We start from the raw sequence: 13,817 nt of genomic DNA, 5'->3' as shown, positions 1-13,817 counted from the left end.
TTTCAAAATGCAAATATAACTGTATTTTTTTGCAAATTGCAAAGCAATAGGTAACTCCATGTTAGTTAAAGAGCAGATCAAACGATTAATATATTTAGGGCTTTATGCGCTTTACACGCGTATTAAGCTTTTTATTATTCCGTTTTGCATTGTGCCTCTTGTTGTTATTTTCATGGGGCTGACTGCTCAAAAACAATATACCAACCACGCAACCATTTTGATTGAAGAATCTGCACTTTTAAATCCGTACTTAGATGATCTGTCTTTTTCATTTCAGTTATCAGATCGTATGGCAGCACTTAGAACTTTAGTTATAAGCAGAAAAGTACTTATTGCTGTCGCTAAGGAAACTAATTTAATCGCAGAAGATGCAACGCCAAAACAAGTTGAAGAAATTCATCAAAAGCTCTCTAAAGCTCTCTCTTTGTCATTAATCGGCGATGAATTAGTGCGTATAAACTTTATATGGCACGACCAAAGTCAAATGAAACCTGTACTTGAAAAAGTGGTAGAGAAATTTATTGAACGCTTACTTGCGCCAACTAAAGCCTCTTTAGATACGTCAGAACAATTTTTCTTTCAACAACTTGAAGGGTTACGCCAAGAGTTAGAAGTATCTGAAGAATCTCTTGCTAAATTTAAAAGCCAAAATAGCAATACATTACCAACGGTTTTACATAGCAACCGCGAAACATTCGATAAATTATTATCGGAAAAACAGCAGAAATTAATTGCTCTTTCTGGTGCTAAAGCAAAGCTAAATGCACTAAAAAATAAAGTAGGGCAAGCTAATCCAATCCTAGGGAAGTTAGAAGAAAAAATTATTCGTACAGAATCTGAATTAAGCCTTCTGCGCACTCGTTATACAGATAAGCACAGTAAAGTTATTGAAAAAACACGTACTTTAAAAAACTTAAAAGCGCGTCAGCAGTCATTACTTGAATCAAGCGAAGATTTAGATACCTCGAATTTAGATCAACTTTGGCAAATGGTTAATACCTTGCCTTCGGGTGAAAATAAAGAATCCAGTGTATTGGTTTCTCAGCTGCTTGCCTTAGAAGAGGCTAAAAATAACCTGCTTCAACAGGAACAAGAATTTGCAATGCTAGAAGAACAGGTAAAAGAGGTAAGCGAGAGATTATTAATTACCAGCGATGTAGAAAAACGGCTAAGAAAATTAGAACGAGATTACGAAGTTAAACAATCGTTGTACAAAGATATGTTAAGCCGATACGAAATGGCAAAAGTAACAGGAAAACTTGTTAAATATGAAGGCCCAGACAAAGTAAAAACAATTGAACGCGCCTATAGCCCAACGCAACCAATAAATACCTCTTTAGTCATGACAATCGTGATTGGAGTTGTGCTTGGAATGTTTACAGGTGGAGCAAGTGTATTTGTTGCCTCACTTTGCGACAGCCATCTAAAAGATATTCAAACTATTGAAAAGCTTAGTAATGCACACGTAGTAACTGTCCTGCCAATTATAAACAGCAGTGCATCTAACAAGCATATTGAAGGAGAACCTTTATGAAGGTAATGCACTTAGTACAGCATTTAGAAGTTGGCGGCCTAGAAAAAATGGCAATTACGCTATTAAAGAATAGTCAGTATAGCCAAACAACCATCATCGTCTCGTTAGAAGGTGATAAGGAGTCAGCAATCAAACAATGGCCGGAACTTAGCAATTATAAAAGCAGTGTTTTTTGTTTAAATAAAGCACCTGGCTTTAAAGGTTCGGTTATAAAAAAATTAAAGGCGCTTATAAAAGAGCAGCAAATAGATATTATTCATAGTCATCATATAGGTCCATTACTGTACGCTGGTATTGTGTGTTCATTAACAACTAAGCGTATTCGCCATGTTTCGACTATTCATGATGCTTGGTATTTAAACAATATTAAGCAACGTTTTTTCACCAGAGCTCTTAACTTATTAACACATATTCATTGGGTAGCAGATGCAAACATCGTAGCCAATGAGTTTCAATCAAAAACGTCAATCATACCTCAACAGACAATTTTAAATGGTATTGATTGCGAGCAATTTAAAGCAATAGATAAATCATGTGCACGCCAGCAGTTAAACTTACCAGAAAATGTTCAGTTGATCGGGTGTGCAGCCCGACTAATTGAAGGTAAAGGGCATAAAGACTTAATACATGCTCTCATTTATTTGCCTGAGAATTATCACCTTGTATTTGCAGGCGATGGTGACCAGAGAGATTTACTCCACAAAGCTGTTGAAAGCTATGATTTAAAATCGCGAGTACATTTCTTAGGAAACATACACGACATGAGAGTTTTTTACTCTAGCATCGATGTTATGTGTCTATATTCGAAACGAGAAGGTCTGCCCCTGTCTATCATTGAAGCGATGTCATGTGGAGTACCTATTGTCGCATCTGATGTAGGTGGTATTCACGAAGTTGTAACTGATAAAGAGGGGGAATTGATTGCAGCAAATAACTACAAGCTAATTGCCCCTGCAATATTACGTACTTTGCAATTACCAAACGGAAATCCTATTCGTCATCATGCTATTGCTGTTGCTGATGCACGGACCATGAGTAGTCAATATGACAATTTATACACAGCGTTAGCGTGATGGGAGGCTATGATGACAATTTTCAGTATCGTATTTTTAGTATTAGTATTCGTTGCAATTTACCACCATGTTGGATATCCAATCATGGTTAATTGGGCTGCAAAAAGTCACAAATCTAAACACAAAAATAGTAAGGCTGCCCCTAAAACCTATCAGCCAAATATTGGTATTTTAATGTGCGCGTATAACGAACAAGACCACATAGCAGAAAAGTTACATAACTTAGCCTCATTGTTATATAACAATGATCATTACAGCATACATGTCTATTTTGATGGTTGCACAGATGCGACGGTAAACAGAGCTTATGAGGCTCAACGTGTTTTACTGAGCCATGGTGTGCAATGTTTTTTCCATGTCAGGGAAGAGAACAAAGGTAAAGTGCATGGATTAAATACATTAATGGGGTTAGCAAAATTTCAAAATGATATTTTATTGTTCACTGACGTGAGCGCGCTATTGAGCATTGATGCTTTAAATAAGGTCGCCGATAAATTTAGTAATCCAAAAGTTGCAATTTCTACGGGAGTGTACACACTTGATGATAGGGCTCCAGATGCACAAAAAGCATATTGGAAGTATCAAAATCAAGTAAAACTATCTGAGTCCGAGCTAGGTGCAGTAATTGGTGTGCCTGGTGCCATGTTTGCGATGCGTTCAACATCGGCAATAGAGCTTGATGATAACACTATTAATGATGACTTTATTTTATCTATGAATGCGCTTGCACAAGGTGGTAAGGCAGTATTAGATGAAGACGTTGTTATTTATGAGCGTGAATGCGATTTACAACAAGAAGACTACAAACGTCGTATCCGCCTTGGAGCAGGGAATTGGCAACAAATTAAGTCCCTAAAACAGCTTCTAAAGCCTCAACTTGGTTGGACGAGTTTAAACTTTTTTTCGCATAAAGTACTGCGCGGCGTGATGCCGATTATCTTAGCGTGTATCTACTTGTGTATTTTATTCGAAGCTGCATTCATGAAAACCACATGGGCAGTGTTTTTAGCCATAGGCATTTTAAGCTTACACGGTGTTGAGCTGTTAAAGAGTGTTTTTAATATTAAAATGCGCGTACCCATTTTGGATAAAGTAAACTATATTTTAAACAGTTATTTTCTGTCTTTATATGGAATTATACGCTACGAGCTAGGGTACTTTAATGCCCCTTGGCGACGTGTGAGGGTTAACAATGTGAATCGTTCTTCTTGTGAGATATCTGGTAAGTCGCTTGTGAAGGTTATAAAGCGTGGCTGTGATGTTATCGGTGCATTAGTTGCAATCGCTCTCGTTTGGCCCATTTGTTTATTTGCCGCTATCGCAATTAAATTAACTTCTAAAGGCCCGATTATTTTTAGCCAACTTCGTGTCGGTGAAAGCTCAGATGACTTTGTCAAATTATTTAATGTATATAAGTTTCGCTCTATGGTTGTTGATGCTGAATTAAAATCAGGTGCCGTATGGGCGAGTAAGGATGATCCACGAATTACTCCTATTGGCAGATTTATGAGAAAAACGCGTATTGATGAGTTACCGCAATTAATAAACGTTCTTAAAGGGGATATGTCATTAATTGGTCCAAGACCAGAGCGTCCAGTTTTCTATGCAAAGTTAGAAAAAAATATCCCCTATTTTTGTCAACGAACTTATGGCGTAAAACCTGGTATTTCGGGTCTAGCCCAAGTAATGAATGGCTACGACGAATCAATAGAAGATGCTCGTAGTAAAATTGGTTGGGATTATGCCTATTCACTTAGTATGTCTACGCCATTAGCATGGCTAAAATTAGAATGCTCAATAATTGTCAAAACGCTAATGGTTGTTTTTACAGGAAAAGGCCAATAGTTTTATGGTCAAAATCAGTTGCATAATGCAAATTAATTCCTATAAATTAATTGCATTATGCACAAAGTAAATAAAAACATAAAATTATCAATATCTTATATTCTGGCATTTAAGTTGTAACAGTAAGATTAACCAAACCATCTTAAAGGTAGAAAATCATGACTAATACAACTAAATCTGATGCAAATACCACATTCATCACTTTACCAAATGATTTCTCTGGCTTAGCAGTCGATAGCTTCAAAGATCAGTTCGAAACGGTAGCCACGAGTGAACAATTAAATGTGGTTCTGGATTTTAGTGACACCACCTTCATCGACTCCTCAGGTATTGGTGCCATGGTATTTTTATATAAACGAATTGAGAGAAAAGGCCAAAAGCTTTCTTTACTGAACGTTTCAGGTCAACCACATAAATTAATGAGTTTACTAAGAGTAGATAAAACCATCCCATTCATTGAGCAAGCTGACATCGCGTGAGGTGAGTTATGAAGCACATACTAATAACAGTTTTACTGATTATAATTGGCGGATGTGCTTCTTGGCCTGATGAAGGACAAGGAGGCTGGGCCGAAAAATACCAAAATTACCCATTAACCGATGAACAAAATGAGCTTATTTACGATACACAAGAAACAGTGGTTTTGAGTGAGTTTGAACATCACGTTTTGAAATTAGATTTGTTGAAAGCTCAAGGCATCAAACAATGTATGCCCGCTCAATTGCTTAAAGCTCAAATTTATGAAAATCGTATACGTCGTTTAATCGCAGCCCAAATGTGGGAAGACGCAGAGCATGATCTTTTGATCCATTACCACGGCCTAAACCAGTTATCAAAACACTTTGAAACAGTTAATGCGATGACGCAATGTGCTGGCCCAACGGAAAATGAGCAGGTGATGACTGCATCATTGAAAGAGCAGATCACTGAGCTGCTAAATAGTGACAATCAATTCTCTTTTAATGACTTTCAAGTAACACCTAAATACATCTCTCGATTATCACAAGCGGCTGACTTAATAAAACAAGTAGATAAAATCAATTTATTACTAGTAGGGCATACAGATATTAGCGGGCAACAAACCAATAACTATGAATTAGCATTGAAACGTGCAGAGACGGTTAAACATTGGTTAGGAATTTACGGGGTTAATCCAGCTACGATTACAACGCTCACACAAGGTAGTTTATCACCTTATAGCAATGAGCCCGACTCAAATGCTAAACGCCACTCAGATAGACGTGTAGAAGCGATAGTTATTGATATTACTGACAAAGATACGAACAAAAAAGTACATGCATTATCCAGTTGGACCAAAGTTTTAAATGGTCCTAAGGGGCAATAATATGAAACAATTAATTTTAATATGCTTACTTATGTTCTCAACACTCGCTGTTGCAGAGCAAGTTCAAGTCGGAAACAAAATATATTTATACTTACCGGGTGAAGTAGAGTTTGATGAACCATTTGAAGTTGCCAAAGATGGCACCATCACTTTACCTGAGCTTGGTAAGATTAAAATAACTGGCGCTGAACTTGCTGAAATTGAACAGCAACTACGTGCTGCATTAAGCGAAGTCTATGTTGCGATGGACGATTTTTATGTCGAAATTCGTTCTAGAGATATTTTTATTAATGTTATGGGTTATGTGAACGACCCATCTCAAGTCAGTATTCCCCGTGATGGTAATATCCAAATGGTCATTGCACGTGCAGGTGGCTTGAAACCAGGGGCACAGCTAGACAGACTACAAATTCGTCGCGGTAACGATGTAATAGAATTCAATTACAAAGCCTATTTAGATTCAGGCAACATTGACTTATTACCCCAATTACAAAGTGCCGACACAGTATTCGTACCTGTATCACCACTATTAGGCAATGTACAAATCGATTTTGATGCGCAAACATTAAGTGCATCCGGTGATGCCAGCGATAATAGTGCAATCACCTTACTTGGTGAAGTCCACAATCCAGGTAGTTTTTCATTCAAAGAAAATATGAGTGTATTAGATGCATTGATGCGAGCTGAAGGCGTAACTCGCTACGCAGATGTAACCAAAATTCGCGTTATCGTAGACAAAACACCTGTTGTTTTTGACCTAAAAGCGTATTTGGATAAACCTAACAACGATACAATGCCTGCACTAAAAGCTGGTTCTACGATTTACGTGCCTATCATGGTTGATGATGTAAACACTACATCACGTACCGTCTACATCATGGGTGAAGTACAAAAGCCGGGTGCTTATGAGGCCGGCGATAGTACCAGCTTTTTAGATATTCTTGCGAATGCCGGCGGGCCGACTCGCTTTGCAGAAACTCGCCAGATTAAGATTTTAACGCCATCGGGCGAAAGTATATTATTCGATCTGCAAGGCTACAGTGAAGGAATTGTGACTGTAAAAGTGCCTAACTTAAACCCGGGAGATGTGATTTTTGTTCCAGAAAAGACTGACCAAAATGAAAAAAGTTGGTTGAAAGTGCCACCAAAACGCGCAATTAAAATTATAGGCGCAATCCAATCACCGGGCCGTTATGAATGGAGTCCCGAAATGGATTTCACAGATTTACTTGCGCATGCAGGCGGGCCAACTAAAGGCGCAAATATCAATGATATAAAGATCGTTCGTAACGGTGAAGTCACTAAACGTTTCGATTTAGAGCAGTATACAATTAATGATGCAGGAAACTATGAACTACCCAACTTGATTGCTGGCGACACTATCATTGTTGAGGAACTGCCAGTTGATCCTGCTGATAATAAATCGCAATGGATCCGCCAAGAATCAAGTAAATCTATTTATATAATGGGTCAAGTTGGTTCACCGGGCCGCTATGCATTTAATACCAATATGCATTTTATTGATATTTTAGCCGCGGCTGATGGTCCTACAGATAATGCAGATTTACGTAATATTCGTATTACCCATCGTAATGGAAACACTGCAAAGGTTAGTAAGTTAAACCTCGCACTTTATTTTGAAACAGGCGATGAAACACTCTTTCCACACGTTTTACCAGGCGATACCATCTACATTCCTGAAAAAGATAAAGATTGGTTACGTACCCCTAAAGAGCAAGTAGTGCGTATTATGGGGGCTGTTGAAAAGCCTGGTCGTTACAGCTTTGATGACACTATGACGGTACTTGACGTACTAGCAGAAGCAGGCGGTCCATCAAGCTCTGCACTCATAGACAAAATTGTGGTGGTTAATCATTCATGCTGTAAAGAGCAGTCTCGTGTATTTGATTTAGAAGAGTTTGTTAAGAATCCGAATTCAGCGTATATCCCTGTGTTACGTGCCGGCGATACGCTTTATGTGCCAGATAAAGGTCAGGATTTAATTAGTCAATTTAAATCTAACTTTCTCGACTTCATAACAGTAATCGCTTTAGTGGTGGGCCTATGAAATTAATACCTTCTCAGTACCAAGAGCTTGAAGCAGTTTGTAATGAAATTGATAACCTTAAAGCTCGCTGTATTTGTTTTATATCTTTAACAGGAAGTGAGGGTTCAACTTCCTTATGTACTAGCGTTGCAACAAGACTATGCAATCAATCAAAAAAAGTTTTGATCATTGATTTGAACCCAATTTCGCCTTTTAAACTTGATCAGAACCAAAGTACTGACGTTGGGCCATGGTGCTTTAGTGATATAAGTTGTCAATTGAATATTATTAGCACAGATCACGTTGATATTTTAACTATGCAGCATCTAAATGAGCTGGAATCAGTTAAAAACAAATCAATCCTAAACGATGCAATTGAAAGAATAAAACAAGAATATGACTATGTGTTTATTGATATGAGCCCAGCACTTAAGTGTAATCGAGGCAATGTACCATTACATGCGCTAAGCTTATGTACTGACATGACATTTTTGACTGTTTCATTAGGTTTAAATGATGAAGAAGCACTGTGCCATGGCATTACAAATCTAGAGCAAGCAGGATTGACTGAGATTAAAATTGTAGTCGCACAGCATAACTTTGCTCCACTGGGTACACGTTTGATTGAGTCACTTAAAACGCGCCAACATAAATGGCCTAAACTTTCTAATTACCTAATAAATAAAATAATTAAACAACGTTGGTTGTTTACTGCATATTGAGAGACAAATGGACTGCCTTTATCAAAAGAGTTATACGCTAGATTGGCCGATAGTGAGTGAGATACGGCTTGTTTTAAAACATATCCTTACTGCAATTAGTGTCAAGCACCAAGACATTGATGCTGCAGGCCTTGTAGCAACCGAGTATTTAACTAATTTACTACGCCACACAAAGAAAAATGATAAGCCTTTGTTATTTAGTATATTTAAAGTATCAAACCAGCAGTTACGAATTGAATTTAAAGATTCATTTAAAAGTTATGATATTTTTAATAATCACTCATCAAATTGGGAAATAGACAGCGGTGAGCTTGTTGAAGGGGGGATGGGGGTTGCGCTTATCAAGCATTATTTTCCTAATGCTAGCTATAATACTCATCATCAATTTAATACATTTTCTTTCTGTTTAAACAATATCGATAAGCGGCCAACATTGATATACATTGATGATGATAAGTCACAATTGGCTCTGCTTAAAGCCTATTTATCTGAACATTTTCAAGTAATTTGTTGCGAAGACATTGAATCAGGTTGGCAAGAGATCCTTACCTCAGGTGCGACGATTTTACTGTTAGACCACAAGCTTAAAAATGGTACGAGTGAGCCGCTATTAAAACGACTAAACCAGTCAAATCTAAAAATTAATTTATCAGTTGTTATGCTCACGGGGGATGACAGTGAAGAGTTGATAAAAAGAATTAATATGCTCGGCGTTGATGATTACCTAGTTAAACCTGTTACCAAAACTAGATTACTGCAAAGTATTGAAAGAATTGTTCATCGGTTCTCTGCTTTAAAGTACTTTGTTAATGAGGAAAGAGCGCCAACCAAACGTGAGCTAGAAACGTATAACGCTTATAATTTTGGCTCAATTATAAGCCAAATGGGGGGAGATTTTTGTTTGTATCCCCACCAGCATAGCAACGCCGTGGTAATTGGCGATATGATGGGACATGGTCTAGTCGCTTTAAAAGAGAGCTTTGCTATTAAAGGTTTTTTAAGTGGTTGTTTAGCAACAGAGATCCCTTTAGAGACCGTACTACCTATGTTGAATAGAGCCCTTTCTGAGCAGCGCTTATGTAAATCAAGCTTAGTAACCTTGTTGATAATTTATATCGAAGATAACCGTTTACATTGGTTCAATGCGGGTCATCCTGCGCCTTGTGTTATTAATAAACAAGGCCGTTTAGAGCAGCTAGTTGGGACAGATCCTTTGCTTGGCCTTTATGATCAACATCAATTTAAGCATTACCAATATGAACTAGCTGAGGTTGAGCACATATTAATCTTTACAGATGGTTGGTTAGATAACCAGCACTTAGATGAAGTGGATCAAATAGTATCGAAATTAAACGCAAACAAACTCTACAATGAAGATTTTGCATATGGTTTATGGCAAGCCAGTCAAGTGAAGTTATCTGAAGAAGTTGATGATGCATCACTCATTGTGATCAACAAACACTAAAGTTTGAGTTTACAAACTGAGCGATTTCACACTAAGCTATTAGTAAGGTTTTGTATCATAATCACTTTATCTCAACAGCTATTAAAATAAGGACATACCAATGCCACCTAAAATTCTCATTGTTGAAGATACTGAGTCACTGGCTTTAATGTACCAGTCATACTTAATACCCACGGGTGTAAATACGCGCATCGCTTACACCGGCGAGCAGGCGATAGCTGCTTTAGAAGAATTTCAACCAGACCTGATCATATTAGATGTCATGCTGCCGGATATGAATGGCCTTGATATTTTATCATCATTAAATGCTGATAACTCTCCGCAGGTAATTGTCTTAACAGGCCATGCAACAAAAGAAATGGCCATTAAAGCAATTAAATTAGGTGCAAGTGACTTTTTAGAAAAACCCATTGAAGCGGATCGTTTTCGGATCACTGTAAATAACGGATTAAAACTAAAAGACTTAAAGCAAACCGTAAAAACATACAAAAGTACCTATGAGAATGGACAGTACTTTGATTTGATTGGCAGCTCTGCTGAAATGCAATCTGTTTACCAAATTATTAAATCTGCCTCAGCAAGCAAAGCAACCGTTTTTATTACTGGTGAAAGTGGTACAGGAAAAGAATTATGTGCCCGTGCAGTGCACCTGGCATCTCCGCGTGCAAATAAACCCTTTGTTGCTTTGAATTGTGCCGCAATTCCTAAAGATTTAATTGAAAGTGAGATTTTTGGACATTTAAAAGGCGCATTTACAGGGGCCATTGCAAACCGTGAAGGGGCTGCCGGCCAAGCTGATGGAGGAACTTTATTTTTAGATGAGCTCTGCGAAATGGATATTAATCTTCAGAGTAAACTCTTGCGCTTTATTCAAACTGGTTGTTATCAGCAAGTAGGGAGTGAAAAAGAGGTTAAAGTTGATGTACGTTTTGTTTGTGCAACAAATCGTGATCCTTTGCTTGAGGTTAAAGAAGGGCGTTTCCGCGAGGATCTATATTATCGTTTACATGTTATTCCTGTCACTTTACCACCTCTTAATCAACGTGGCAGAGACGTTATTGAGATAGCAGATGCCTTATTCAAAAAAATTAGTAAAGAGGAAGGGCGTAGTTACAGGGGCATGTCTGATGCTGTTAAAAACATGTTTTTAAAATACAGTTGGCCGGGTAATGTTCGACAACTAGAAAATACAATTAGAAATATTCTCGTACTTCACAATGAGGATTATATAGAAACAAATATGATCCCTGCTTTACCTCATAGCCAAAACCAGTCAGTCGAAACGGCAGCTTCTGAACCAAGTCATAGGGTTAAAACACAATTTGAGGATAGTACGCCTATATCTTCAGAAATAATTTCAATTGATGAAAAACCAGCAGAGTTTTCTCAGTCAGATATAGAACCCCTTTGGTTAGTTGAAAAACGCTATATAGAACAGTCTATCGATGCTTGTGATAACAATATTCCAAAAGCAGCGGCCTTGTTAGATGTGAGTCCTTCAACACTTTACAGAAAAATCAAGAGTTGGGAGGAAATGCAGGTAAGCTAGCGGTATAAACCTTATTTAATTGTTCAAATTGCTGTTTACCTGAAAAACGTTGCTCAACTAATTGCTTAGCATTTTTGAGCATGTTGCGCTTTTGTTCAGCACTGAGTGATCGTAAGTAATTTAATTGGTTTACTAATGCATCAGTGCTTGAATCAGTCATTAGTAAGCCATTTTTTAAATGTTCAATGATTTTCGCAAGTTGGCCAACAGGTGCAGAAATCACTAGTACACCATTAGACATTGCTTCAAGGACAACCATAGGTAAACCTTCGGCCCTTGAACAAACAACCAATACATCTAAATGTGGCCATATTTGTTCTGGCTCACATTGTCCATGATAAGTTATTGCTGTTAAATCTAATTCACTTGCCATTGGTCCATCACCAAACATATGAAAATTAAGATATTCAGATGAAAACTGTTTAGCAGTCTCAATAAATATATCAGGGGCTTTCTCGTAAGATAAGCGGCCAACAAAGCCAACGTTAACTGGATCTATCTCAATGTTTATTGAGTGCTTAGATTTATTATTCAAACTGATAAAGTTTTCCAGTAGTTCTGCTTTGTAAATCTGTTTTGAAAGAATATCTGAAACGGCAAAATTAAATGAAAAGTAGCTTAAAAGCTTATCAAGCCTGTTATATAAATAAACGAGTCCCTGACCTTGCTCACCGGCATGATAAGTAGATATACAACGGCGACTTTGCATTAAGCAAGCGAGCTTGCCTAATATACTTGCTTTATAACCATGAGTATGAAGTAACGAGCTAGATGGTAACTCTTTGATAATTTTGTATAAATCTAAAAAACATCCGCCCGCAAATTGGTAGTCAATATTTGCATTATCTAAACGATTGTAAAATGCGATGTTATTATGATCTTGATAAAACAAAACTGAGCTTTTAATATTATATTGTTCAAGCAAATTGCATAGGGCGATGATATGGCTTTCGATGCCGCCAATGATGCTTGAATCTACAAATAAAATAACACTGTACTTCATATCTACTCCAAGGAAAAAACATGATAGATACTGCTACATTTGCACAATTGCAACAGGATGTTGGTGAAGACCTAGCAAAACAGCTACTACAAGTGTACCTCACTGAATCCACACAAATTGTTAACGATATTGCTGATACAACAAAACAAGCAACTATTTCTTTAAATGCTCATAGTCTGAAAAGTAGTAGCCGAAGCTATGGCGCGCTTTCTGTAGGTTCTATTGCTGAACAAATTGAGCACAAAGCCAAAGCTGAACAATTCGATCATGAATTGCATGATTTAATCGAGACACTGCAAGACCAATTTTCACTAACACTAAAGCATGGAAACAGCTTGATCAGTTCGGCTTGATTTATCAGCCTCCAAAATTAATGGCATTTTAAGTATCTCACCAAAAACTGTACTAAGTTGTTCAATATCATGTTGCTGATTTGGTGTTTTAATCACATCATCAAAATGTGAAACAATTTCGCTAAGTGCGTCGTGTGAAATACTTAAATCACAAAATGAATATCCCAGCATACTTTCAAGCCAATCAACGGGTTTTAAATCTAATGATTTAATTACACTTGTTTCTTTTGCAATATTTTCTATAAACACTCGACACGCTGAAGTCATGTTAATTGCTTGAGCGATATCTTCTACAAGCATAGCTGGCATAACACTGGTTATCAGGCTACCAGGACCAATTAAAATTAAGTCAGCATTATGTATTGCTTCAACAGCACCTGGAGCCGCATTTACATTTTGAGATAGAGTGACATATTCAGGTAACTGAGTTAGCGAGTCTATCTGGCATTCACCAATAATTTTTTCACCGTTTGGTAAAACAGCTAATAAATCGGTTGGCTCATCAGACATTGGTAAAATGGTTTCAGAATTGCCCAACATCGCATTGAACCAAGCAATTGCCTGAGTCGCAGAGTTAGTTTGTTGTGATAACCCTAGCAGTGTTAAATTACCTAAACTATGACCATCTAACTCACCGCCTTCAAAGCGATGGTGAAATACTTTATGTACTAATGAGTCATCATCGGCAAGTTGTAGGCAACAACGTCTTATATCACCTAAAGCAACGCCCCCCTGACTATTTCTTAGTTTTCCTGTACTACCACCATTATCAGTTGTTGCGACAATTGCAGTGAGTTCTGCGCAATGTGGTCTAATTGCACTAAGCATATGAGATAAGCCGTGGCCACCACCAATACATACAATTTTCATTTGATTCACCC

General features: G+C 37.5%; 12 protein-coding genes. 10 read left to right on the top strand and 2 right to left on the bottom strand.

From position 1 onward, the window contains the following. The first annotated feature begins 58 nt into the window (after positions 1 to 58). The 9 genes from JIG37_RS13965 to JIG37_RS13925 all read left to right on the top strand — a co-directional run bounded on the left by JIG37_RS13965 (position 59) and on the right by JIG37_RS13925 (position 11,580). A complete protein-coding gene (locus JIG37_RS13965) occupies positions 59 to 1,534 on the top strand; it encodes a GNVR domain-containing protein (protein ID WP_199529628.1) in 1,476 nt (491 codons plus the stop codon). Next, on the top strand, positions 1,531 to 2,607 hold the full coding sequence (locus JIG37_RS13960) for a glycosyltransferase (RefSeq protein ID WP_054553832.1): 1,077 nt from the start codon (positions 1,531 to 1,533) through the stop codon (positions 2,605 to 2,607). The genes JIG37_RS13965 and JIG37_RS13960 overlap by 4 nt, the downstream gene beginning before the upstream one ends. Positions 2,608 to 2,616: 9 nt before the next feature. Beyond that, positions 2,617 to 4,452 carry a sugar transferase gene (locus JIG37_RS22860; protein WP_348535083.1) on the top strand — a complete coding sequence of 612 codons (1,836 nt, stop codon included), beginning with the start codon at positions 2,617 to 2,619 and terminating at the stop codon, positions 4,450 to 4,452. A 158-nt stretch (positions 4,453 to 4,610) separates the two neighbouring features. After that, positions 4,611 to 4,931 (top strand): STAS domain-containing protein, encoded by a 321-nt coding sequence (locus tag JIG37_RS13950; protein WP_199529627.1) that lies wholly within the window; start codon positions 4,611 to 4,613, stop codon positions 4,929 to 4,931. An 8-nt stretch (positions 4,932 to 4,939) separates the two neighbouring features. Next, positions 4,940 to 5,797, top strand: coding sequence for an OmpA family protein (locus tag JIG37_RS13945; protein ID WP_138602250.1), 858 nt, complete (start codon positions 4,940 to 4,942; stop codon positions 5,795 to 5,797). A gap of 1 nt (position 5,798) precedes the next feature. After that, positions 5,799 to 7,865 (top strand): SLBB domain-containing protein, encoded by a 2,067-nt coding sequence (locus JIG37_RS13940; RefSeq protein WP_199529626.1) that lies wholly within the window; start codon positions 5,799 to 5,801, stop codon positions 7,863 to 7,865. Further along, positions 7,862 to 8,566 (top strand): AAA family ATPase, encoded by a 705-nt coding sequence (locus tag JIG37_RS13935; protein WP_199529625.1) that lies wholly within the window; start codon positions 7,862 to 7,864, stop codon positions 8,564 to 8,566. Before JIG37_RS13940 ends, JIG37_RS13935 begins: the two co-directional genes overlap by 4 nt. 7 nt (positions 8,567 to 8,573) lie before the next feature. Then, on the top strand, positions 8,574 to 10,031 hold the full coding sequence (locus JIG37_RS13930) for a SpoIIE family protein phosphatase (RefSeq protein WP_199529624.1): 1,458 nt from the start codon (positions 8,574 to 8,576) through the stop codon (positions 10,029 to 10,031). Between the two features lie 100 nt (positions 10,032 to 10,131). After that, on the top strand, positions 10,132 to 11,580 hold the full coding sequence (locus tag JIG37_RS13925) for a sigma-54 dependent transcriptional regulator (RefSeq protein ID WP_199529623.1): 1,449 nt from the start codon (positions 10,132 to 10,134) through the stop codon (positions 11,578 to 11,580). On the opposite strand, the gene JIG37_RS13920 is transcribed toward JIG37_RS13925, so the two are convergent. After that, positions 11,549 to 12,583 carry a glycosyltransferase family 4 protein gene (locus JIG37_RS13920; RefSeq protein ID WP_199529622.1) on the bottom strand — a complete coding sequence of 345 codons (1,035 nt, stop codon included), beginning with the start codon at positions 12,581 to 12,583 and terminating at the stop codon, positions 11,549 to 11,551. The genes JIG37_RS13925 and JIG37_RS13920 overlap by 32 nt on opposite strands. A 20-nt stretch (positions 12,584 to 12,603) precedes the next feature. Between JIG37_RS13920 and JIG37_RS13915 the strand changes: the two genes are divergently transcribed. Beyond that, a complete protein-coding gene (locus tag JIG37_RS13915) occupies positions 12,604 to 12,936 on the top strand; it encodes an Hpt domain-containing protein (protein ID WP_054553841.1) in 333 nt (110 codons plus the stop codon). Here JIG37_RS13915 and yvcK read toward each other — a convergent pair. Continuing rightward, entirely contained in the window at positions 12,901 to 13,806 is a 906-nt protein-coding gene (gene yvcK, locus JIG37_RS13910; RefSeq protein ID WP_166340137.1) for a uridine diphosphate-N-acetylglucosamine-binding protein YvcK, read from the bottom strand. The two genes, JIG37_RS13915 and yvcK, sit on opposite strands and share 36 nt — an antisense overlap. Positions 13,807 to 13,817: the final 11 nt, after the last annotated feature.

Origin of the sequence: Pseudoalteromonas sp. bablab_jr010 (assembly GCF_016464105.1) — a bacterium.
Lineage (GTDB): Bacteria > Pseudomonadota > Gammaproteobacteria > Enterobacterales > Alteromonadaceae > Pseudoalteromonas > Pseudoalteromonas simplex.
Note: the sequence above shows the minus strand (reverse complement) of the source record. Positions and strands in the feature narration are given on the sequence as shown.

Excerpts from the sequence above, each read along its gene's own strand:
- JIG37_RS13965 (WP_199529628.1), top strand. The coding sequence starts at position 59 with ATGTTAGTTAAAGAGCAGATCAAACGATTAATATATTTAGGGCTTTAT.
- JIG37_RS13960 (WP_054553832.1), top strand. The coding sequence starts at position 1,531 with ATGAAGGTAATGCACTTAGTACAGCATTTAGAAGTTGGCGGCCTAGAA.
- JIG37_RS22860 (WP_348535083.1), top strand. The coding sequence starts at position 2,617 with ATGATGACAATTTTCAGTATCGTATTTTTAGTATTAGTATTCGTTGCA.
- JIG37_RS13950 (WP_199529627.1), top strand. The coding sequence starts at position 4,611 with ATGACTAATACAACTAAATCTGATGCAAATACCACATTCATCACTTTA.
- JIG37_RS13945 (WP_138602250.1), top strand. The coding sequence starts at position 4,940 with ATGAAGCACATACTAATAACAGTTTTACTGATTATAATTGGCGGATGT.
- JIG37_RS13940 (WP_199529626.1), top strand. The coding sequence starts at position 5,799 with ATGAAACAATTAATTTTAATATGCTTACTTATGTTCTCAACACTCGCT.
- JIG37_RS13935 (WP_199529625.1), top strand. The coding sequence starts at position 7,862 with ATGAAATTAATACCTTCTCAGTACCAAGAGCTTGAAGCAGTTTGTAAT.
- JIG37_RS13930 (WP_199529624.1), top strand. The coding sequence starts at position 8,574 with ATGGACTGCCTTTATCAAAAGAGTTATACGCTAGATTGGCCGATAGTG.
- JIG37_RS13925 (WP_199529623.1), top strand. The coding sequence starts at position 10,132 with ATGCCACCTAAAATTCTCATTGTTGAAGATACTGAGTCACTGGCTTTA.
- JIG37_RS13920 (WP_199529622.1), bottom strand. The coding sequence starts at position 12,583 with ATGAAGTACAGTGTTATTTTATTTGTAGATTCAAGCATCATTGGCGGC.
- JIG37_RS13915 (WP_054553841.1), top strand. The coding sequence starts at position 12,604 with ATGATAGATACTGCTACATTTGCACAATTGCAACAGGATGTTGGTGAA.
- yvcK (WP_166340137.1), bottom strand. The coding sequence starts at position 13,806 with ATGAAAATTGTATGTATTGGTGGTGGCCACGGCTTATCTCATATGCTT.